The sequence below is a fragment of the Psychrobacter sp. Ps2 genome, from assembly GCF_022129405.1.
Lineage (GTDB): Bacteria > Pseudomonadota > Gammaproteobacteria > Pseudomonadales > Moraxellaceae > Psychrobacter.
This window is the reverse complement of record NZ_JADQAM010000061.1, coordinates 521,166-544,863: the sequence shown is the minus strand read 5'-3', so window position 1 is coordinate 544,863 and position 23,698 is coordinate 521,166. Positions and strand designations below refer to the sequence as shown.

General features: G+C 42.4%; 19 protein-coding genes. 15 read left to right on the top strand and 4 right to left on the bottom strand.

The genetic code is table 11. From position 1 onward, the window contains the following. Window positions 1–38: 38 nt before the first annotated feature. Both corA and I3254_RS13885 read right to left on the bottom strand, forming a co-directional pair. Window positions 39–1,253 carry a magnesium/cobalt transporter CorA gene (gene corA / locus I3254_RS13890; protein WP_238053251.1) on the bottom strand — a complete coding sequence of 405 codons (1,215 nt, stop codon included), beginning with the start codon at window positions 1,251–1,253 and terminating at the stop codon, window positions 39–41. 85 nt (window positions 1,254–1,338) lie between these two features. Continuing rightward, window positions 1,339–1,728 carry a DUF2237 domain-containing protein gene (locus I3254_RS13885; protein ID WP_057759025.1) on the bottom strand — a complete coding sequence of 130 codons (390 nt, stop codon included), beginning with the start codon at window positions 1,726–1,728 and terminating at the stop codon, window positions 1,339–1,341. 484 nt (window positions 1,729–2,212) lie between these two features. Here I3254_RS13885 and I3254_RS13880 point away from each other — a divergent pair, with 484 nt between their 5' ends. From I3254_RS13880 to I3254_RS13820, 13 genes are all read left to right on the top strand, one after another. Continuing rightward, entirely contained in the window at window positions 2,213–3,511 is a 1,299-nt protein-coding gene (locus tag I3254_RS13880) for an ATP phosphoribosyltransferase regulatory subunit (RefSeq protein WP_238053250.1), read from the top strand. Between the two features lie 198 nt (window positions 3,512–3,709). Beyond that, the gene (locus I3254_RS13875) at window positions 3,710–4,999 is read left to right on the top strand and encodes an adenylosuccinate synthase (protein WP_057759029.1); all 1,290 of its coding nucleotides are present in this window, start codon (window positions 3,710–3,712) and stop codon (window positions 4,997–4,999) included. A 258-nt stretch (window positions 5,000–5,257) separates the two neighbouring features. Beyond that, window positions 5,258–5,674, top strand: a complete 417-nt coding sequence (locus I3254_RS13870) for a lysozyme inhibitor LprI family protein (protein WP_101206216.1) — start codon at window positions 5,258–5,260, stop codon at window positions 5,672–5,674. A gap of 422 nt (window positions 5,675–6,096) precedes the next feature. Continuing rightward, a complete protein-coding gene (gene ndk / locus I3254_RS13865; RefSeq protein WP_057759031.1) occupies window positions 6,097–6,528 on the top strand; it encodes a nucleoside-diphosphate kinase in 432 nt (143 codons plus the stop codon). A 513-nt stretch (window positions 6,529–7,041) separates the two neighbouring features. Further along, complete coding sequence (rlmN, locus tag I3254_RS13860) at window positions 7,042–8,271, top strand: 23S rRNA (adenine(2503)-C(2))-methyltransferase RlmN (RefSeq protein ID WP_201567107.1); 1,230 nt, start codon at window positions 7,042–7,044, stop codon at window positions 8,269–8,271. A gap of 211 nt (window positions 8,272–8,482) precedes the next feature. Continuing rightward, on the top strand, window positions 8,483–9,418 hold the full coding sequence (pilW, locus tag I3254_RS13855) for a type IV pilus biogenesis/stability protein PilW (RefSeq protein ID WP_238053249.1): 936 nt from the start codon (window positions 8,483–8,485) through the stop codon (window positions 9,416–9,418). Further along, entirely contained in the window at window positions 9,415–10,227 is an 813-nt protein-coding gene (locus tag I3254_RS13850; protein WP_238053319.1) for a helix-turn-helix domain-containing protein, read from the top strand. The genes pilW and I3254_RS13850 overlap by 4 nt, the downstream gene beginning before the upstream one ends. A 116-nt stretch (window positions 10,228–10,343) precedes the next feature. Next, entirely contained in the window at window positions 10,344–11,459 is a 1,116-nt protein-coding gene (ispG, locus tag I3254_RS13845; protein WP_102094328.1) for a flavodoxin-dependent (E)-4-hydroxy-3-methylbut-2-enyl-diphosphate synthase, read from the top strand. Between the two features lie 123 nt (window positions 11,460–11,582). Continuing rightward, window positions 11,583–12,872, top strand: coding sequence for a histidine--tRNA ligase (gene hisS / locus I3254_RS13840; protein ID WP_238053248.1), 1,290 nt, complete (start codon window positions 11,583–11,585; stop codon window positions 12,870–12,872). 69 nt (window positions 12,873–12,941) lie between these two features. Continuing rightward, the gene (locus I3254_RS13835; protein WP_238053247.1) at window positions 12,942–13,736 is read left to right on the top strand and encodes a tetratricopeptide repeat protein; all 795 of its coding nucleotides are present in this window, start codon (window positions 12,942–12,944) and stop codon (window positions 13,734–13,736) included. Window positions 13,737–13,882: 146 nt separating this feature from the next. Next, the gene (bamB, locus tag I3254_RS13830) at window positions 13,883–15,091 is read left to right on the top strand and encodes an outer membrane protein assembly factor BamB (protein WP_238053246.1); all 1,209 of its coding nucleotides are present in this window, start codon (window positions 13,883–13,885) and stop codon (window positions 15,089–15,091) included. Window positions 15,092–15,484: 393 nt separating this feature from the next. Beyond that, entirely contained in the window at window positions 15,485–16,906 is a 1,422-nt protein-coding gene (gene der / locus I3254_RS13825; RefSeq protein ID WP_057759046.1) for a ribosome biogenesis GTPase Der, read from the top strand. A gap of 196 nt (window positions 16,907–17,102) precedes the next feature. Continuing rightward, window positions 17,103–19,073: a HAMP domain-containing sensor histidine kinase gene (locus tag I3254_RS13820; RefSeq protein ID WP_238053245.1), complete on the top strand. Its 1,971-nt coding sequence runs from the start codon at window positions 17,103–17,105 to the stop codon at window positions 19,071–19,073. A gap of 183 nt (window positions 19,074–19,256) precedes the next feature. Here the strand turns inward: I3254_RS13820 and I3254_RS13815 are convergent, their stop codons facing one another. Together I3254_RS13815 and I3254_RS13810 are read right to left on the bottom strand one after the other, a co-directional pair. Beyond that, on the bottom strand, window positions 19,257–20,423 hold the full coding sequence (locus I3254_RS13815) for a D-alanyl-D-alanine carboxypeptidase family protein (RefSeq protein ID WP_238053244.1): 1,167 nt from the start codon (window positions 20,421–20,423) through the stop codon (window positions 19,257–19,259). 500 nt (window positions 20,424–20,923) lie between these two features. Then, window positions 20,924–21,358, bottom strand: coding sequence for a hypothetical protein (locus tag I3254_RS13810; protein ID WP_057759051.1), 435 nt, complete (start codon window positions 21,356–21,358; stop codon window positions 20,924–20,926). A 540-nt stretch (window positions 21,359–21,898) separates the two neighbouring features. On the opposite strand from I3254_RS13810, the gene surE reads away from it, so the two are divergent. Then, a complete protein-coding gene (gene surE / locus I3254_RS13805; RefSeq protein ID WP_165597437.1) occupies window positions 21,899–22,717 on the top strand; it encodes a 5'/3'-nucleotidase SurE in 819 nt (272 codons plus the stop codon). Window positions 22,718–22,852: 135 nt separating this feature from the next. After that, entirely contained in the window at window positions 22,853–23,641 is a 789-nt protein-coding gene (locus I3254_RS13800; protein WP_102092022.1) for a M23 family metallopeptidase, read from the top strand. The last annotated feature ends 57 nt before the right edge of the window (window positions 23,642–23,698 follow it).

Below are 23,698 nucleotides of genomic sequence, written 5' to 3'. Positions count from 1 at the left end.
ACCAGTGGTTGCTCTTTTTTTACGGATGGCATTTGGTATTACAACCATTTCAATCTTTTGAAGTTATAGTACAGATAGCTACATAAGGCGATAATAATGGCCATGATGACAAGGTAAGAGTATTTCCAATGAAGCTCAGGCATAAAATCAAAGTTCATGCCATAGATGCCAGCGATGGCTGTCGGCACTGCTAGAATACCTGCCCATGCAGCGAGCTTACGCACCACTTCATTCTGACCCATATTGACCATCGCCATATAGGTATTCATCACCACGCTCAGCATTTCATTGAGGCCATTAATAGCATCTAGTGAGTGCAACAGGTGATCGTTCACATCGCGAAAGTACGGCTTAGCGGCTTGAGAAAATCCAGAGACAATCTCACTTTTTTTATGATTGATAAAAAAGCTACAGATGTCTTGCACAGGTAAGATAATGGCGCGCATATGTACCAGTTGTGATTTGAGTTGATATAGGTTTTTTAGCGTTCCTTTATCAAATTCATAGGTGAAGACTTTGTGCTCCTGCTCACGCAAATAGCGACCCAATCGGTCAGTGATGGGCATGTAGTTATCAACGATAAAATCGAGGATAGCGTGCAATACAAATATAGGCCCCATGCGTAGCTTTTCGGGGCGACGATGGCAGTGCTCACGTACTGGCGCATAAGAGTTTGACGGGCCATTGCGAATCGTAATCAGGTAGTTTTTACCCATAAATATCGCAGTAGTACCATAACGGATGACATTGTCTTCGAGCTTGGCTGTACGTAGCACCACAAAGACCATATCATTATCGTAGTTTTCGACCTTAGCACGTTGATGATCAGCAAAGGCATCTTCAATCGCTAGCTCATGCAGGTCAAAGGCTTCTTTTACTTTGACCATGGTTTCTAAGCTTGGATCATATAGCCCAAGCCAAATAAATTGACCGTTGTTCCCTAGCGTACGACTCACATCGTTGAGCGCCACTCTATTAAGATTCTCACCTGTTTTACGTGAGTAAGCGTAGCAATTGACCACTTCGCCTGCGCTTGATGAGTCAATATCTTCATAGCGTTCAGAGTCAGGATCGTAGACCGTCATGGTCTCAATAGTATCTTCAGTAGTGGCGTCCACATCACCATAGATATAGCTATCATCATCGTCCAAATAGAGATGCTTGTCATTCATATTGGCGTAAATATGATTCATATTGGAATCAGGCGCAATATGCGCCGTTTTTTTAATCAATTGATTATTATCATTTTCCATATACTTTCCTGTCATATAATAAAAAAATTCAATAATCCAAATATGTCGTGAACGCTGCTACGGTTTTATCGTGTGCCAATACTAACTATAGGGCATAGCTTTTTAGCGTATCGATATCTACCAATGCCAATAGGCTCTCGTGACACGCTTCTAGCTTGATTTGCGGTGCGATATCGAAGTCCAATGCTTCAACCCAACGTAGCGCGCAGATGCACCAGTAGTCACCAGGTTTGAGACCAGGAAAATTGTATTCAGGTAGTGGGGTAATCAGGTCGTTACCGCGACTGGCAGAGAAGTTTAAAAACTCGCTGGTCATCTTGGCACAGACAGTATGTTGACCAACATCATGGTTGCCAGTATGGCAAAAACCATTGCGATAATAGCCAGTGATGGGATCGAAACAACAGCTGGCAAGTGCGGTGCCTAAGACATTGGTTTGGTTGATGGCAGGGTTTGGGTGGTAATCAGATGACATAAGGCTTCCGAGATAAAAATATGTGTTAGTGTATCATGAGTATGTGTTGATGACGTTGCCGTAATCACGCTCATTATCTTATGGTTAACAAAAAATAAACCTCTCGGCTATTCACCTAATATTGAGCTAAATATATCAATGATGACTGTTATATCTGCTAAGCTAATAAGCGGCAATTGAACTGTAATTAGATAGTGATTGTGGCTAATTGTCACTAGGCGAACCTTGAGTGCTATGCTAAACTAAAGCATAAAGTGCCTTGATTATTTGTCGCAATTTTTTAGCGCATAAAGATACTCGTCTTATCATTCTAAATTATACTTATTATTCACCCTTTTGCGGTTACCTGGTTTGTTTATAAATAATTGGGTCAATGATGTTGCGCGTTAAAAATAAACACAGCGTCAATACCCGGCAAACCACCCTTTAAGTACCGCATCAGTACCGCGTTTTTGGTAAGCGATACGCCAAACAAGGATTTATTGTGTCTGTTAGTTCTGATTCTGCAAAACCTGCCCAGCCAAATTCTACCAACGAAACAGTGTCTCAGCCTGCCGAAAACAGTGCTGCACCCAATCGCATGCCATATTTGAGTAACTTTGGCAGTGATGTTGCCAATAGTTGGCTATTGCCTGATGGGGTGGTTGATGTTCTGTTTGAAGATGCGCACAAGCAAGAAGTGCTTAGACATCAGTTAATCGAACAGCTTATTACTCATGGTTATCAACTGGTTTGCCCACCGATGATCGAGTTTACTGAGTCTTTGCTAAGTGATGCGTCAGAAGATCTGAAACGCCAAACCTTCAAAATTATCGATCAGTTGACGGGTCGTCTAATGGGCGTTCGCGCTGATATTACCCCGCAGATTTTACGTATAGATGCGCATCATGGCGGTACGGGTATTGCGCGTTATTGCTATGTTGGTGATGTGATTCATACCTTGCCATCAGGTCTGTTTGGCTCACGTACGCCGCTACAGTTGGGTGCTGAGATATTTGGCTGTGCGTCACTAGCAGCAGATATTGAGCTGATAGACGTGCTGTTTACGATGGTAAATAAACTCAATATGAGTGCAGCGCTTCATATCGATTTGGGTCACGTGGCAATATTCAAACGTTTGGCTGAATTGGCTGAATTGTCAGACAGTGATACTGAGCAATTAATGTACTTATATGCCAATAAAAACCTACCAGAGCTTAAGCGTGTTTGCCGTGCTTTGCCAATGGGTGATGATTTTTATGTGTTGGCACGCTTTGGCCACGATATCGCAAACCTATTAGCCAAATTATCAGATGCGGCGCAGCAAGACAGCCAAATCGCAACGGCAATCGATGAGCTACAGCGTTTGAAAAACTATCTACAAGACCAATGGCAGTGCCCAGTCAGTATTGATGTGACTGAACTATCAGGTTATCACTATCATACTGGCATCGTCTTCAATGGTTATATTAATAGCGAAACGCAGCCACTAGTACGTGGTGGACGTTTTGATGGTATGCAAAGCCAGACACAAGCGTTACGTGCGGCCACGGGCTTTAGTATGGATGTTAGCCGATTGCTGGCTCATACACAGTTAGATGCGCCAACCGTTGTCTTGGTTGATTTTGCCGCTTTGTCTAATGCAAATACAGATGAGATGCAGACGCTACTGCAACAAGTAGAGAGTCTGCGTCAGCAAGGCTATCGCGTTACTATGCCGTTAGATGCACAGGACAGTCCAGATGATGTGACGCATCGTTTGTGCATGGCTGATGACAGTCAATGGCAGCTACAGACTGTTTAATTGTCTGATAGTAGGCTATTGAATGGCGCACGCAGTCAAAATTATTCAGTACAAATTATGAGAACGTAAAATTATTTGTTAGATATCTCAGTGTTTCTATTTCATGAAGCACTGAGATAAAAAGATACAGCTAAGAAAATCATTTTAATTTTCAGCTTTTATTGCACACACCTCAATACATAAAGGTAAGGATTGATCATGGGTAAGAATGTTGTAGTTTTGGGTAGCCAATGGGGCGACGAAGGTAAGGGTAAAATCGTTGATTTACTTACCGAAAAAGCCTCAGCAGTAGCCCGCTTCCAAGGCGGTCATAATGCTGGTCACACGTTGGTTGTCGATGGCAAAACCACTGTCTTGCATTTGATTCCATCAGGTATCTTGCGTGAAGGCGTCACTTGCTTTATCGGTAATGGCGTGGTGTTAGCACCTGACGCACTACTAAAGGAAATGAAAGAGCTAGAAGACAACAACGTACCAGTACGTGAGCGTCTACGTATCTCTCCTAATTGCCCACTTATCATGCCTTATCACGTGGCACTTGACCAAGCTCGTGAAGCCAAACGTGGTTCTGGTAAAATCGGTACAACAGGTCGCGGTATCGGTCCTGCATACGAAGATAAAGTAGCACGCCGTGCGATTAAACTTGCTGATTTGTTCCGTGAAGATCTAGAAGAAAAACTACGTAACCTAATCGAATATCACAACTTCCAACTGACTGAGTATTATAAAGTTGAAGCGATTGATTTTGATGAGACACTTAAGCTTTGTAAAGAGTGGAAAGAAGAGATTAAAGGTATGGTTACTGATGTAACTGAAGACCTAAATCAATTACGTCTAGCTGGCAAAAACTTAATGTTTGAAGGTGCTCAAGGCACGCTACTTGATATCGACCATGGTACTTATCCGTTTGTAACCAGCTCAAGCGTAACTGCTGGCGGTGTATCAACGGGTACAGGTATCGGTCCATTGTATTTAGACTACGTACTTGGTATCACCAAAGCGTACACTACGCGCGTTGGTAGTGGTCCGTTCCCAACTGAATTGTTCGATGATGTTGGTGCTCACTTAGCCAAAGTCGGTCATGAATTTGGTGCGACGACTGGCCGTGCACGTCGCTGTGGTTGGTTCGATGCTGAAGCATTACGCCGTGCAGTAGTACTTAACTCTATGTCAGGTATCTGCTTGACCAAGCTTGACGTACTAGATGGTCTTGAAGAATTGCTAATCGGTGTGGGTTACAACCTACCTGAGACTGAATGTGCAGGCGCGCATGATGCTGAGTTCTATGAGTCAGTTACGCCTAAATACGAAACGATGCAAGGCTGGAGCGAGTCTACCGTTGGTATCACTAACTATGATGAACTTCCAGAAAACGCTAAAAAATACATCAAACGTATCGAAGCGCTGATTGGTTGCCCAGTTGATATTATCTCGACTGGTCCTGATCGTGAAGAAACGATCGTACTGCGTGATCCGTACGACGCTTAGTTTTTACTATAAACTTAATTAAATAGTTTTTAGTATTAATAAAAAACCCCAATGCTGAGCATTGGGGTTTTTTGTGTGTGTTATTTCAAGAATTTGATTGATTACCTTGATCTTCAACAGTGTAAGAGTAGGGCTACTAGCTATAATATCATCTAAAAATATCATAAATAATAGATATACTGACATTATTTTGGTTTAATTAAGTGTAAGATATTATAGACGGATTTGGTTTTATCAACATACAAAAAGGAATTTGCTATGACAACGAATACGCTTAAATCCACGATTCGCAATACCTCTATAGCAATAGTTACATCCGCAGCTTTCATGTTGCCTATGTTTGCTTGGGGTGCAGAAAACTGTGACAAACCAAACAATGACTTTGATGGGCTATATTGCCTGACGAAAGTATACTTAGAAGCAGATAAAGAGCTTAACAACTCTTACAGTAAATTGAGTAAACTCCTAAACAAACAGCAAAAAGCCACGCTTAAACGCGGACAATTAGCGTGGATGCGCGAGCGCAACGACCAATGTAGTTATAACGATGGCGATGGTTTCTTTGTCAATATGAGCTGTGCTACCAATAAGACAGCTAATCGAGTTAATTTTTTGAATGAACGTGTGCGTGAATGCAATGCAGGTAGTTGTCGAGACAGTCGCTTAGATGATTAAATGTTTTGATTGGTAGTATGTATTAGCAAAACTCTTAGCAAGGTGTGTTGAGGGTTTTCTAATCATTAATAATGATATAAATACTCTATAAAATCAGTCTGGTAGCTATAAGTGATAAATATGAGTAGCGATAAGGTAAGTAAGTCGATAGCTCATGCATCTGTTGTTGATGAGTACTTAACTTGGATGTAAGTAAGATACTGTTATAAATTTACTTTTATGCAAGGTATGGTCATAAATTAACCCTATCATTTATGGCCTTAATCATTATAATAGGCAGCAATCCGATGTTGGCGCTTATGGTTATACACTGATATACCATGAGTTGTGTAAAACAGTCCAAGTCAACATTGTGGCTAAAGCTAAAACAACGCATTAATTTTTCATATTTTATTGAATTTATCATTTATTAGGAGCTTCTCATGGCTAACGAACGTACTTTATCTATCATCAAACCTGACGCAGTTGCTGGCAACCACATCGGCGCTATCTACAGCCGTTTCGAACAAGCTGGTCTAAAAATTGTTGCAGCTAAAATGCTACAACTTGATGATGAAAAAGCAGGCGGTTTTTACGCTGAGCACGCTGAGCGTCCATTTTACAACGACCTAAAATCTTTCATGATGTCAGGTCCAGTATTGGTATCAGTACTAGAAGGCGAAAACGCTATCGCTCAGCACCGTGAAATCATGGGTGCAACTAACCCAAAAGAAGCTGCTGAAGGCACTATCCGTGCTGACTTCGCTAGCAGCATCGACGAAAACGCAGTACATGGTTCAGATTCAGCTGAATCAGCAGCACGTGAAATCAGCTACTTCTTCAGCGATGATGAAGTTTGTGCACGTACACGCTAATATAGTAAATCAGCGATAAGCTTTTACGGCATTCGATTTGTTTGAGGTAACTGCTATAATAAGACAGCTACGATTTAAACTGATCTTACCTGTATGAGTTTTATACTTGATTGACTATAGACGAATTATTTACAACATTGATTGTTTATAATTGGTTTGCGAGACGGCTTATATCTTATGGGTATAGGCCGTTTTAGCTATTATAATAATATTATAGTTAAATAATTACTAAACTGCTAGGGCGTTACCCTCCTTAGATGTACTACTTGTACAATCTGCAGTCGGCTGCCTTGTATCCGCTTTAGAGTTCTATAATTATATTATTCATTGAAATTCTTAGTGACTTGCCTCATTATTGATTTTACTTAGCGTTATCAATCCCTTATCAGCATGTTTCTGTCAATTTAGAAAACTGCGCTCATAGCGGATTGCTCATGCACCCATGCATGTATGGCAAAGCCCATATAAATAATTGCACCGCTTATCTAAGCTTCTGCAAAAAGGTTACCTATTATGTCAACTGTTCAAGCACCTACTCAGCACGTACCTGCTAAGATTACTGATAGCATTAAGCTAGTAGATGAGGCACATGCCAAAACCAATCTATTGGGTATGACGCAAGCGCAACTGGCTGATTACTTCAAGAGTATTGGCGAAAAGCCATTCCGCTCAACTCAAGTGATTAAGTGGATTTATCAGCATGGCGTGACAGATTTTGAGCAAATGACTAATCTGAGTAAGTCGTTACGAGACAAGTTATCGCTTAATGCCTGTGTGATACCGCCCAAAGTAATTCATCGTCAATACAGTGATGATGGTACACGTAAGTGGGTATTTGAAGTTACTGGCGGTTCGTTGGTTGAGACGGTGCTTATCCCTGCAGATGATAGCAAGTTAAATGGCCGTAAGACATTATGCGTGTCTTCTCAAGTAGGCTGTGCACTAGACTGTAGTTTCTGTAGTACAGGCAAGCAAGGGTTCGAGCGTGACTTAAGTGCAGCTGAAATTATCGGTCAGTTATGGGTCGCTAATGCGTCATATATGACAGATGAAAATGAAAGCTTAGAAAACGTTGATCATAGCCTATGGGAAAATAACGTCACTAACGTGGTGATGATGGGCATGGGTGAGCCGCTATTGAACTACAAGCCTGTAGTAGGCTCAATGGAGCTGATGCTAAGCGATCATGCTTATGGACTGTCAAAGCGTCGCGTTACTTTATCAACTTCTGGTGTCGTCCCGAAAATGTATCAGCTAGCACAAGACATCGATGTGGCATTGGCCATTTCACTGCATGCGCCAAATGATGAGCTGCGTAACGAGTTGGTACCAATTAACAAAAAATATCCGTTAGAAGAGCTGATTGCAGCGGCAAAAAACTATGTCTATGATGTCAATCCACGTCATAAGAAGCACGTTACGATTGAGTATGTGATGCTTGATGGGGTCAATGATAGCAATGAGCATGCCCATCAGTTGGTTGCGCTATTAGAAGGGTTACCAAGTAAAATTAACCTTATTCCGTTCAACCCATTCCCGCATGCACCGTATGACAAATCAAGCAACAACCGCATCCATGCGTTTAGTAATATATTGAGCGAAGCGGGTTTTGTTTGTACGATTCGTCAAACACGTGGTGATGATATCGATGCCGCTTGTGGTCAGTTGGTTGGACAAGTCGCCGATCGTACTAGACGCTCAGCCGCGTGGCAGCAGAGCATCAAAGATCGTGAAAGCGTTTAGCACGTTCTCTAGAAGATAAACGTTATATTCGACTGGTATAGCGTTTTAGCTGTCTTTTGTCTGTCGCAATGGTAAGAAAATGTAGCAATGACTGTCAAGATTGCAGAACGCGGCAATTAATAACAACTAAATTGTACTTATAGGGGTTAAATCTATTAAACTGAGGTCTCGAAGATCGAACGCATTGAATCCCAGTTTTATGATGGCGGCTATGATGACTTCTAAAAATTCTTGTCAGTTCAAATATCAAAAATCATTTTCTAAATTTTATAAGCAGTCGAGTATTAGTGCTGCGCAAACCGCTTTGCCAAAGCGTGCAGTGCTGTCGGCAGTATTTGGCGTCCTTGTATTAAGTGGCTGTCAGACCACCCCGAACAATGATTTGCTAGGCAACTCTCCTTATCAAACATCTACGCGCGCTAGCAACGATCGAAATTTAGATCAGCAGGAAATCGCCCGTGTGCGTACCTCACTTGCCGCGCAATACATCCGAAAAAATGAGCTTGATACCGCGCAGCAGCAGCTCGAAAAAGCCTTTGCTGCCGATAGCCGTTATGCGCCAGCCTATGATATGATGGGCGTTTTGTTGCAGCAAGAAGGCAGCCGTATCAATCTAGCCAAAGCTGATGAGTACTTCAAAAAAGCAATCGCGCTAGATAAAGATTTTGTACAAGCACATAATAATTATGGCGTGTATCTGTCACAGACAAAGCGCTATCGTGAAGCAGCAGAACAGTTTGAGATTGCAGGGGCGACGCTAGGCTATGAAGGCCGTATTGGCGCGCTAGAAAACCTAGGTCGTACTTATCTACAGTTGGGTGATGATAGTGCCGCTTCAAAAGCATTTTTACGGGCACTCGATGGCAATCGTAATAGCATCATTGCTCATATCGAATTGGTAGATTTATTGCTCGACCAACAGCGTGTACCGCAGGCACAGAGACTGTATGATGAGACGCTGATATTGGTGCAGGGGCAGGGTGTTAGCCCGCGCTTGCTCTTACAAGGTATCAAGCTTGCAGCAGCACAAAATAATATAACAACGCGCCAGCAATTGGCACAGCAGCTTTTATCCGCTTATCCGCTAAGTGATGAAGCAAAACAACTTAAGACTTGGCTTAACAATCCAGAGGCACCATGGAAATGATCACCCCATCATCAAACACTCAATCTAACGCTCAGGGATCATTTGGTGCCGTGTTGCAGCAAGCCCGTAAAAACAAGCAAGTCACTTTAGAAGCCGCGGCGGCTGAGCTGTTCATTCTAAAGCGTCATCTAGAAGCGCTAGAAAGCGAAAATTTCGCTGAGCTACCACAGGCTGCGTTTGCTCGTGGTTTTGCGATTAACTATGCCAAATATTTGGGCTTAGATTCAGCAAAAATCGCTAGTAGCTTCGATGCCGCCTATCCTAATGAGCTAAAGGCCAAATCAGCCAGCAACATCGATACGCCACTGCGTCCAATGGGGACTTTGCAGCGTGATACTCATAACCGTATCCGATTTAACCCGCTATTGATCATAGGCGTTATCGGATTGATTATCTTGGCGGTATTCCTATTCCGCATGGTGAGTAACGCTAGCAAAGAAAACACCCAAGAGCCTGTATCAGCTGTTGAAGACATGTCAGTGATAGAGCAAGCCCAAGGTGCCGCCATCAATAGTGACGCGAGTGGCGTTGGTGCTTCTGGCTCTGCATTGAATCTGGGTGATGCTGCAACGACTGCTACCTTAAACCTTGTATTAACAAGCGACGCTGTGGTTAGTATCACGGATGCTTCTGGAAACAGTCTGATAAATGGTTCTCAGTCTGCAGGTAACTATGACTTGTCAGGTATGCCACCGTTTAACGTGCAAATTGATAATATCGACAATGTTAGCTTGATGCTCAATCAACAAGCCGTTGCGTTAGATACTTATGCAACGGATAAGCAAGCCACTTTTGAATTAGCACCGTAGTCAGTCGTATAAGTGCCACATGTGAATAAAGCACTCATGCGTATATTGATTTAGCTAATTTATATTATATGTGCAAAGTCCTAGGGCTTTTCTATTTTTGATTTAAGGATTTATGTATGTCAATGCCATCGCCTATTAATCGTCGTCTGACCAAAAAAATCTATGTCGGTGATGTCGCGATTGGTGGTGATGCACCAATTAGCGTACAGAGCATGACCAACACTGATACCTGCGATGTAGCAGCAACGGTCGCTCAGATCGAGCGCTGTGTTGAAGCGGGTGCGGATCTGATGCGCGTGTCAACGCCAACGATGGATACCGTCAAGGCGTTTGGTGAAATTCGTAAATTGGTAAGCGTGCCTTTGATCGCTGACGTGCATTTTGACCATAAAATCGCTTTGGCCGTTGCTGAAGCAGGCGCTGACTGCTTACGTATCAACCCTGGTAACATTGGTAGCGATGCCAAAGTACGTGAAGTGGTCGCTTGCGCCAAGTATCATAATATTCCTATTCGTATTGGCGTCAACGCTGGCTCTTTAGAAAAGGATATACAGCGTAAGTATACTGAGCCAACTGGTGAGGCGATGCTAGAATCGGCAATGCGCCATATTGATATTTTAGAGCGTCTTAACTTTGACCAGTACAAAGTATCTGTCAAAGCCAGCAACGTGTTTTTGACATTAGATGCTTATCGTTTAATATCAGCGCAAATTGATAACCCATTACATTTGGGCGTAACGGAGGCGGGTGTCTACCGTACGGGCGCTGTCAAATCTGCTATCGCGCTAGGTGGATTATTGCTAGACGGTATTGGCGATACTATTCGTATCTCATTAGCCGCTGAGCCTGAAGAAGAGATTAAGATTGGTTTTGATATCTTAAAGTCGCTTAATATTCGTTCGAACGGCGTAAACTTTATCGCCTGTCCAAGCTGCTCGCGTCAAGAGTTTGACGTGATTAAAGTAATGACAGCGTTAGAGTCTCGCTTAGAAGATATTCGTGAACCAATGAATCTATCCGTGATTGGCTGCAAGGTAAACGGTCCAGGAGAGGCAAAAGAGGCCGATATCGGTATCGTTGGTGCTGCCCCTAGATCACTGGTCTATCGTATGGGTGAAAAAAGCCACCTTATCGATACAGGCAATCTGGTTGATGAAATAGAAGGTATGGTTCGCGCCCATGCAGAAGACTTGGCAAAAAAACGTGAGAATGAAATCATTCGCGTAAAATAAGCCATAGAATAGATTGATACGTTAGGCCATACCGTCACAGTATCAATTAGATATAGCGCTTATTTGAATGCATAGAAAACAATAATAGAATACCTGTTAAACATTTAAGGATACGACCGTACCATGATCAAAGCTATCAAAGGTTTTAATGATATTTTGCCTGACCAATCAGCAAAGTGGCTGCATTTAGAAGCAATATTGGCTGATGTACTTGGTAGGTACGGTTACGAGCATATTCGCTTGCCTATCGTTGAACAAACGGATCTATTTGCCCGTGCTATTGGCGGCGCGACTGACATCGTCGAAAAAGAGATGTACAGCTTTACTGATAAATCTGAGCCGCCAACGCCATTAGCATTACGTCCTGAAGGCACAGCTGGAGCAGTGCGCGCAGTTATCGAGCACAACTTGCTACGCGGTGACACACCTAAGCTTTGGTACATCGGTCCAATGTTCCGCTACGAGCGTCCGCAAAAAGGCCGCTATCGCCAGTTTCATCAGTTAGGTGTCGAGAGCTTCGGTAGCGCACTACCGGATGCTGATGCTGAGCTGATTGCGATGACTCATTTGATGTGGCAAGAGCTAGGTCTCAACAATGAAATGCGTTTGCAACTAAACAGTTTGGGTGAGCTGGATGAGCGCTATGCTTATCGCGAAGCATTGGTTGCCTATTTAACTGATAAAAAAGACCAGCTAGACGAAGACAGTAAGCGCCGTCTAACGACTAACCCTTTACGTATCTTGGATAGTAAAGAAGCGAGTACGCAAGCAGTATTGGTAGATGCGCCAAAGCTTGCTGACTTCTTGGGTGAAGAGAGTGTGGCGCATTTTGATCAGGTCAAAGCCTATCTGACTGCGCTTAATATCGATTTTGAAATCAATCCGCACTTAGTACGTGGCCTTGATTATTACAATAAAACGGTATTTGAGTGGGTAACGGATAAGCTTGGAAGCCAAGCTACCGTTTGTGCGGGTGGTCGTTATGACGGCCTAGTAGGGCAATTAAAATCAATCGGTACAGATGGCAATAAACCAGTCAAATCTGAGCCTGGTGTTGGTTTTGCAATGGGGCTTGAGCGTCTATTATTACTGATAGAAGCGGTAGCGCCGATTGCTGACATACCTGCTTGTGATGTATTCGTTGTGGCTCATCCTGAGGTATATAGTGCTGGTATAAGCTATGCACAGAACTTACGTCACAGTCGTCCAGATGTACGAGTAAAGATGGCCAGTGCCACGAGTCTAAAAGCGCAAATGAAGAAGGCAGACAAGTCAGGCGCGGCATTGACAGTCATCATCGCCCAGCAAGAGCTGGATGATAATACGATTAGTATTAAAGATATGCAGACAGGTGAGCAAAAGACGGTCGCCCAAGATTGGCTATCAAATAAAGATAACTTTTCTCGTCGCTAACCGACTTTGACTAATCAGCTTTGTTTGTAGTACTAGCAATTTAATGTAAATTTTATCAGGTAAATATATATGGCTCTGACACCTAATTCGCCAAATGCAGATAACTCCATGCAAGCGCTAAAGCAATATGGTAGTTATATCGTTACTGCGATTTTGTTAGCACTGGCCGCCTACTTTGGTTGGACATACTGGCAAAACAATCATGCGCGAGTAGATACCGTCGCCGCCGATCAATATGCTGATATTCAGCAGCTAAACGAAGAGGTTAAACTGGCCTCGCAAAACCCAGATTTGGAGGCAGAGGCTCAAGAAGCACTTACCCAAAGTCGTAGCCAACTAGACAAAGATATTGATACTTTGGTCAGCACGCACGGTGAGTCGGTTTATGCATGGCAAGCGCTAATGATAAAAGCACGTCAACAAGTAGACAATGATGACTTTGCAGCAGCGACTGAGACATTCAAAAAAGCATTGGCCATCGATTTGGGTGATGCTGGTCTGGCAGCGATTACTCGTTTACGCTATGCAAAAACATTATTGGCTGCAGGTGATACAGATGCTGCACTTTCAGAAGCAAACAATGATATGCCAAGCTCGTTTGAAGCAAGTCAGCAGGAGCTGCTAGGGGATATTTACTTAGCGCAAGACAATAAAGATTCAGCGATTAAATCTTATAGCAATGCGTGGGAGCTATTACGTAGCCGTCAAGAAACGCGTGCAGTATTGGCATTAAAGATGGAAAGCTTAGGTATCACGGCTGAGCCGATTGCTGAACAAACCAGTCTTGTTCAAGAGCCATCTGCTCCTGAGCCGTCGCTAGTGATGGATACCTCGAACGAAGTCGCTGTCGAAGCAGGGCAGTAAGTCAGTAGGCTAGATATTAAGTCAGTAGTATAGTATTGAGAGTTGGTAATCATCCGAAGCTCTTTTTTAATATAACCTAATGATTACTAATTTGCGGTTGGCCAATTTACCAATTAATAATAATTTATCTGTAGTGAGAACATACAATGACTCAATCTATTCGCTCTAGCAAAATATTAAACACCAAGACTATCAAAAAGACAGTTATGCATGTGGCCGTACTGGCAGTAATGAGCACGGCAGTGATTGGATGTAATCGCGGTATTAAGCCTGTGGTTAATGATCCGGTAAAATTGGTACAAATCGCTCAGCCGATTAGCGTACTACAGCCTGTTTTCAGTACCGATGTTGGCAATAAAAAAGCCAGCAAAAAAGATCCGTTAGATTTGCAAGTTGGCTATGCCAATGGTCAAATCGTTACTGCATCACGCGGTGGTGAGCTGTCAGGGTTTAATAGCGCAGGCGAACGTGTATGGTCAATCAATGTTGACGATCAAATCACCGGCGGTGTTGCATTGGATGCATTGAGCCAGACAGCTATCGTTAGTACTCGTGGTGGCAAGGTCATGGCATTTGATAGCGCGACTGGTGCAAAACGCTGGCAGCAGCAGTTATCAGGTTCGGTTTTGACGCCAGCACTGATTACTAATAATCGTGTGGTATTATCAGCGAATGATGGTTTCTTACATGGTCTATCGCTGCAAACTGGACAGTCAGTATGGCAGTTCGCAACTCAAGTACCTGCTATCAGCGTTCGCGGTAGCGCTGCGCCAACTTTATTAGACAATGAGACGGCACTTTTGGCGACAGCTGATGGTCGTTTGCACGCAATTACTGTCGATAACGGTCTTCCGCTATGGTCAAGACGTGTTGGCGTAGGCGCTGGTAGTAGTGAAGTTGAGCGCATGAGTGATGTCGATGGCAAACCTATCGTAGATAAAAATCAGTTGTTTGCGATCAGCTATAGTGGTCAGCTATTAGGTATTGATTTGGCCTCACGTCAGGTAATGTTCGTTAATGAAATTGCAAGCCTCAAATCACTGGCGGTAAATCCTCAGCAAGTCATCGCGACCAGTCTAGATGGCAAAGTAGTTGCTTATGATCGCAACAGTGGCGAGACACTTTGGGAAAGTGACGAATTGGCTTATCGTGATCTCACCAATCCTGTGATGATTGGCAACTATATCGCCATTGGTGATTTCGATGGCGTAGTGCATTTGTTTGATCCTGCTACGGGTCGCATCGTCAGTCGTGTAGAGACAAAAGGTGCGTTGACCAACTTGCAAGTTCAAGGTAGCCGTTTAATGACTCAAAGTACGTCAGGACAAATTGCTATCTGGCAGTTAGTGCGCTAATAACTATATAGATAGGTGCTTATAGATAATTAACGAAGTGTCATATTTCACTATAGCCCTTAAGCCTATTCTTGATTATCATTTATAAAACACAAACGCTGCTTAGTCAGCGTTTAGTGCCTTGTGTAAATTGCTTGTTTAAACACAGGCTTTCGCGTACTCTATGCGACCGATGTGCTATCCATATATACTACTTATTTATGTATAATAGGTATAATGAAGCCATCCTATATACTATTTTTAATCGTAAAATAGCCATCTATTATTTTTGCTATTGTTCTATCATTCATTTTAATTCACGGTCAATTGCAGCATATCTATTACTATTGTTATGTCACTGGTTATAAGAATAACTGTACTGCCCGTCATTGTGCCTTTCACTGAGAGTAACCCATGAGTATCAAGCCTGTGGTCGCCTTAATTGGTCGTCCAAACGTCGGTAAATCCACCTTATTTAATCAGTTCACAAAAAGTCGGCAGGCATTGGTCGCTGACCTTTCAGGATTGACTCGTGACCGTCAGTACGGTGATGCAACTTATGAAGACAAATCCTTTATCGTTGTAGATACGGGTGGTATCGGTGAAGCTGACGACGGTAGCGGCAATATCGATGACTATATGTCTGAGCAGTCTCATACAGCAATCCATGAAGCAGATATTATTGTATTCGTCGTTGACGCTCGTGCCGGTATGATTGGCGCAGACGCTGAAATTGGTAAATTTTTGCATACGTTAGGCAAGCCTGTGTATGTTGTCGCCAATAAAGTCGACGGTGTACATGATGCAGCGCCTGCTGAGTTTTATGCATTAGGATTGGGCGAGCCGTATCCGATGGCAGCCAGTCATGGTCGCGGTGTGGGCAACTTGCTTGAAGTGCTAACGGCTGATATGCCTGAGCAAGAAAACATAGTAGAACCAAGAGGCTTGAAGCTCGCCATTATTGGTCGTCCAAACGTTGGTAAATCGACGCTCGTCAACCGCCTGCTTGGCGAAGACCGAGTAGTGGTATTTGATATGCCAGGCACGACGCGCGATAGTATTTATATTCCTTATCAGCGTGAAGGTCGTGACTATGTTTTGATCGACACTGCTGGTGTACGTCGCCGCGGTAAAATCGATGAAAAAGTGGAAAAGTTCTCTGTCATCAAGACCTTGCAAGCGATTGAAGATTCTAACGTAACCGTGATTGTCATTGATGCTCATGAAGGTATCGTGGATCAAGATTTGCATATGATTGGTTATGCACTTGACGCTGGACGAGCGTTAGTCGTTGCGATCAATAAATGGGATGGTCTAACGCAAGATCAAAGAGACTATATCAAGCTTGAAATGGATCGCCGTTTTAGCTTTATTCCTTATGTAAAAATACATTTGATTTCAGCATTGCATGGTACAGGCGTCGGTAACTTATATCCGTCTATCTTACGCGCGTATAAATCTTCGATGTTTGAAGTATCGACCAACCGTTTGACCCAGATTTTGCAAGATGCAGTAACGGCCAATCCGCCACCAACCGTTGCTGGTCGTCGTATCAAGTTACGTTATGCGCATATTGGTGGTCACAATCCACCCGTTATTGTGATTCATGGTAACCAAACCAGTGCGCTTCCTAAGAGCTATCAACGTTATCTAGAGAATCAATTCCGTCAAGTGTTTAAGCTAGAAGGCACACCGCTTAACGTTATCTTGAAGCAAAATGACAACCCATACGCCAATAAGAGCGATACGCCAACCAAGGCAAAAGCTCAACAATTGCGTCAGCGTGAGCGTAATAGATCACAGAAATTTACTACCAAAGATAAAAAGCCTCGTTAATTCTAGTGTCTATTGGCTTATAGTTAATGTCATCCGCTTGATAGTGTGATGACATTTTTCTATTAATACTCTATAGGTTGAGCTCATAGGTATCTATCTTGCTTAGTACTTCAAAAAATACTCAAATGTTTTACTTATCACATCTTCAAAACACTTGTACTATAAACGAAAGCTACCCGCGACTTAGTAGAGTGATATGAACAAGCGTTCGTCTCAAACCATCCATATGCTTATCTGGCGTTCTGTCATACAAGCTGTCATATTGGCAGTGCTGGCAGGCTTTTTGTTGCCTTTTATTTATGGCTTAGTACATTACTATCAAGAGAAAAACCACCATATCCAACAACTGGCAGCATTACTAACGACTAGTGCATCCACTGCAGATGGGGCACAGGTTGTGGCTAAGCAAGTTAATATCTTGTTAGAGAATGAGCCCACTATTCAAAGTATTGTATTTTACTCAACCTCTGAGCCAATTGAGGATATAGACCAGTCGCTTGCTGATTGGAAAAATGCTTTATTTGCGCATACGGTCAGTTTCAACTATCCAGTGATTAGTAAAGACCTTGATGCCAATAGTGCCGCGTCCAATGAGTCTGATTCCAATCAGCAGTTGGCACTGGCTTTATCAAACATTATGAGCGAGTCATCAGCGCCAGATCAGTTGGCTGGTAAGACCACTACAAATAGTACACTAATTGGTTATATTAATATTACGATAGATGTAAAGTTGATCCGTTTATATTGGTTCCAAAATATCCTATGGTTATGGCTAACAACAGTTGTGCTGATTATTATTTTTGCTTTTTACATTTTCCGAAAACTTAATTGGCCAGTTAAAGATATCGAAGCATTGACCGATGTTTGTGACATTGTTATAAGTAACTCTAATGTAGAGCAGTTGCCAGTTATTCCGCAACAATTCAATTTCCAAGAACTGACCCAGATCAAGAAAGCATTAATTGTATTATTCAATCGATTACAAGAAGCAAGGCAAGGTTATGAAACCCTTGCGGCTTTTGAACAGCAATTACACAATAAAGATGTATCGTTAGATGTGCAGTTGCACAATTTTCAAAGCATGATTTCTCACGAGTTAAAAACGTCATTGAATGCAATTGTAGGCGGTTTACAACTGTTAGATTATGAGACTCTCAGCAGAGAGCAAAAAGACGCAGTAGAGATTATCAGTAGTGGCAGTGATAAATTGGTATTGTCTTTAGATCATATTATACAGTTGAACCAGATCCAAAAAGGTCAGATAAGAATTCATAAAAATGAGTTTAATCCATTACAGTTAATCGCTGATCTATTAGCCAAGTTTGAAAATATGGCTACTCAAAAAGGGCTAGAGTTAATCAGTAATATTCATCATATAGACTATAGCCTATATGGTGATTCAGAAAAAATATATCAGATACTATCGATACTGCTCAATAATGCGATTAAGTTCACGCCTGTCGGGAAAGTTACGATTACGTCGCAACTGACACATTTTAATAAAAGTAATAGGTGGCAGATTAGCGTGAAAGATACGGGTATTGGTATCGATAATGAGCACCTAGACGATATATTTAATCCGTTCTTTCAGGTGGATTCGTCGCAAACTCGCCAATACGAAGGCTCGGGGGTTGGCTTGCCGATTGTTAGACAAATGGCGCAGCTTATGGGTGCTACGATTGATGTTGATAGTGTGCTTGGCGTAGGTACACAGTTTACGCTGACCATAGCAATGCCCAACCAACAGCAATCAAAACAGCAGCGCTTATTGTCTGGCCTAACGATTATTTATTATTACTATCATGAGACAGGCTCCTTATTAGATGAATTGGAATACCTAGGTGCTACGATCATTTGTCGCCAAGGTAACCAACTCGTCATAGAGGAGATGCGTAAGCAGAAAGTTGACATGGTAATGTTTGCTGAAGATGTTTTCCCAGAAAAAGCTGAGATACTAGCCAAGCGCATTCGTCAGTATGAAAGCGATGAGGGCAGTAAGAGCGAGCATCGTGCGTTATTGGTATATTGGTATCCGCAGCATCGGGCGCGCTATGTAGACAGTTTTGAGTATGGTTTAAAAGCAGCTGGCATTGACTATTGTCATATTGCTACTTATAAAGACAAAGCATTAAGCGACTTATTAAAACAATGGTTGGTTTGGACGTAGTACGGTTCTATTAAATCGGTGTTCCTAGTTAGGCTTATTTAATTTACTAGGTAGCATTTTTCATATTTTTTACTATCGAAGCACTGTTGAATTAAAGTAAGCATAAAAAGAAAAAAGACGCCCATTTTGAGGCGTCTTTTTTTTAAACAGTTTTTAGCTAGAATTGCTTTTTAAAGGTTTCTCTTAGAGAAGATTCTTTACCCAGCGTATGATATGTTCCCAAGTACGGCTCATAAAGCCTGACTGTTCGATATCGTTGGTTGCAATGATAGGAACTGAGGCTACCGCTTTACCATCAATGACAGCCATCATTTTACCAACTTCCTGACCTTTTTTGATCGGTGCTTCTAAACTCTCAGGAATATCCACCACTGTGGTAATTTTGTTTTTCTGGGTTTTACTGGTTAGGATTTGCAAGTTGTCGCCAGTTGCAAGCTCTACCTCGTCAGCTTCTCCAAACCATACTGGAAGCTTACTAACGAACTGCCCAGCAGGCGCCTTGGTAACCGTTGTAAAGTGACCGAAACCCCAGTTAAGTAGTTCGCGTGACTGATCAGCGCGAGCCTGTTGGCTCTTGGTACCCATAATGACAGAGATTAGACGCATGCCTTCACGGTTGCTTGATGCAACCAAGCAGTAGCCTGCTGCATCAGTGTGGCCAGTTTTTAGGCCATCAACAGTTGGGTCAGTAATCAGCAGAGCATTACGGTTACCTTGGGTAATACCGTTATAAGTGAACTCTTTTTCTGCGTAGATACTATAGTAGTCGCCGCTGTTTTTGATAATAGCGCGAGCAAGTTTAGACAAATCCAAAGCAGATGCTAAATGACCTTCATCAGGCATACCCGTAGCATTGACAAAGTTAGAGTTCTCCATGCCAATTTTTTGCGCTTGTTCGTTCATCAAGATTGCAAACGAGGCTTCGCTACCAGCAATATGTTCAGCCATGGCTTTTGATGCATCATTACCTGATTGAATAATAATACCGCGTAGCATATCGATGACGCTGGCAGTTTTGTTCACAGGCACATACATACAAGATTGGCTGCTGCTACCACGGCACCATGCGTTTGGACTCATCAATACCTGTTCATCTTCTTTCAGGTCGCCTGATGCTAAGCGTTGCTCAATGATATAACTAGTCATCATCTTAGTCAGAGATGCTGGCGGCAGCGCCTCATTGGCGTTCTTTTGAGCCAAAATTTCGCCAGTGTTATAGTCCATCAACACATAGGCAGTATTGTCCATTTCAGGTGGTTGAATGGCTGCGTTTGCCACTACTGCACTCATCGAGATACTTACACCAACTACCAGCTGTATCAGCTGATTTTTTACACGCTTTACTGTCATATATCATTACACCGCATCATGGAACCAAATGTATCTATCGCTTATGTTTTGTACCTATTTCCATACATTATTTTAAGCAGCATGTCTTAAATGCAGTGTTTAAAATAATGTATCGATGAAAATAGTAACGCCTACACAATAGACATAAAATTAACGCCTTATCTTAGCAAAATGACTACCGATGGGGAATCGATAAATGCAAAAATAAGGCAAGTTTGAAAAGAAAAATGAAGGCCTATCATATATTTGTCGTGTCTATCATCTGACCAGTCTCTGTAATAAAAATTTAACGCTCACAAAAAAGCCTGCTGCACTGCTTGTGAATAACAAGTAAAGTGACAGCAAGCTTTGATGCTACAGATATCTAGACAATCAGTTGATAATATTTGCTTAATTGATGTTATAAAGAGTACATAGCTTTTATTTTATTATCATTGATACCAATATTATTAACACATTAAGCAGAGGACGCTAGTTATTGAATTAAACTAGCTAGTTGTCTAATAATCCGCGTTTGCCAAATCTTCACATAGTGCTTTGTTTTCTTGCTTTGAGAATCCCATCGTCCAACTACGAATACCTTGTAGTATCTGGCGGTAGTCTTGCTGTGTAGATAAGTATTGAATAGCCGCTTTTGGATCTTCTAGAGAAGGCATTAGCTCATGCAGCTGTACGGTGTACGACTTATAGAACCGCTGTTTTTGCTTACCATTTAGCATTGGTGGGCATATCTCTGATAGTACCTGCATCACCGCAATTTCGTGCTTAGTGATATTGATGCCAGACATGTCTAGCGGAATGGTAGTGCCAGAGTTATTCGCAGCATTAGAAGCTTGAGACAGCATAGCAACAGACGTTATCAGTCCTGCAATCCCAACTTTTGAGGCAGTATTTGCTATCACAGAAGCTATAGATAATATCGATTGTTTATTCATTCAGTATTACACTCGCTCGTCTTTATTTAATGGTCATATGTTAATCGGTAAAAAAACAAAAGTCACATAAAATATTGATTTATGTGTAGATATCTTGTGAGCCAAAACCATTTTTTAGCAACATATCAGTAGCATACCCTAATGACGTTACTTCAGTATCAGTACATCAGTTTGTATTGTTGTGGGGTGTTGCGTATTGTAACGCGATGCTGAATCTACTGGTTGTCATCCGCTCTATACAAATATTGGTCACGTTATTTTTCTCATATAATCATTAGCATAAGAAGAACATGATACTTTGCTAATGACAGGGTTCGTGTCTATATATTATTCAGTTATAATCGCCCATGCTATCAAAATGATACTTTTTCGTTAGACTGAGATGTCATGTCATTGAAGAATTAGAGTATCATGTTTTCATTTTAAATATGAGCATCGTTCTTTGATGGCTATCTTGAACAGACATGGCACGATAGCAGAATGATCAAATAGAGATGTAGAAAAATCGGCAATAAAATATTAACCACATACTGAGCAGAAATGAGATTTTTAATTAGTAATGATGACGGTGTATATGCGCCAGGATTATTGGCACTATCTCAAGCATTATCGACTATTGGTGAAGTGATGGTCGTCGCCCCGAACGATGAACAAAGCGGTTATGCCAGTGCGTTAAGTGTTTCAAGACCACTGCACACGCATCAGTTGCCTTCTGGATTTGTAGCGGTAAATGGTTCACCAGCTGATTGTGTTTATCTAGCAATCCATGAGTTGTATCGTGATACTGACTTTGACTGCGTGATTACAGGCATTAACTCAGGGGCTAACTTGGGACAGGATGTGATGTTCTCTGGTACGTTCGGTGCTGCATTGACTGCGCAACTATCTGGTATTCCTGCTATAGCAACGTCTTTGGTAGGCGGAGGTGTCAAAAACGGCGGGCAAGAATCAGCCAGTGATTATCAAGTGGCCGCACATGAAATCGTCAAGCTGCTTACTGAAACTTCGGTTTTAGAGATGCTCAAAAGTTTGCCCTATCATGTATTAAACGTTAATATTCCTGATGTGCAGCATGCCGATGATATCAAGGGTCGAAAAATAACCTCGCTAGGCCATAAGCAGGCTGCTCAGCCAGTACGCCATATGATAGACCCACGCGGTCGAGATGCGTATTGGTTGTCTCTACGAAAAGGTAAAAATGAGCGACCATTAGAAACATCAATCAATGCGGTACAAGCAAAGCAGGATATGATGATAGATTATCAAGCTGTAGCGGCAGGGTATGTCAGTTTGTCACCAGTACGCCTACATCATACGCCAACGGCAGCGCTGGATAGATTATCAACACTCGCGCTATAAATTCTATAAGATATAATCCATACCGGCTTATTAAACACTGACGTGTTATGAGAATATCAGAAGACTCTTGTATGGCATTAAGATCTTTTGAATGATTAAACAATGAATGAGCAACACAAAGAATAGGAACCTTGTATGAAAAAAATCATAGCTGGATCGCACCTTGTTAAAGCCGCGTTGATTGGTACTATGGCAGTCGCTACTCTATCTGTCGTCGGCTGTGCAACGAAGCCTACCTATCAATCAGCAAACCAAGCAGGTCCTAAGATTATTACTAACGCGCAAGGCGTCCCTAACTATCACCGTGTACAACGCGGCGATACGGTCAGCCAGATTGCAGCGCGCTATCGTCTGAACTACCGCCAAATCGGAGCGATGAACAATCTAGATAGTAAATACACCATCTATAGTGGCCAATGGCTCAAACTATGGCAAGGCAATGTGGCAACCACTGCAAGTAACAATAGCTACAGTGCTCCAGTTCAAACGCAACCAACTTATACGCCACCTGTGACCCAATCTCAAACACCAGCTTATGAGGCCACTGCCAACTCGACCTCTGGTTATGATTATCCTACGCGTAACCCAGTGACTCGTAATATTGACCCTGCTACGGGCAATATGGGAATGTGGTTTGCGGGCAAAGTTGGTGATCCAGTACTTGCCAGCCAATCAGGAACTGTGCTTTACTCAGGCAACGGTCTGCCAGAGTATGGCAATCTAATTATGATTCGTCATAGTGATAACTACATCACAGCCTACGCGCACAATAGCCAATTATTGGTGCAAGAGGGCGATACAGTACAGCGTGGCCAACGTATTGCTAGTATGGGTAGCAGTGGTCAGACCAATGAGGTAGGCTTAGAGTTTCAAGTTCGCTTAAATGGTAATCCTATTGACCCACGTAGCGTACTTGGGCGTTAGACTTAAATAATAGCTACGGATAGCTTGGCTACTGTGAGCCATTTTATTTATTCATGT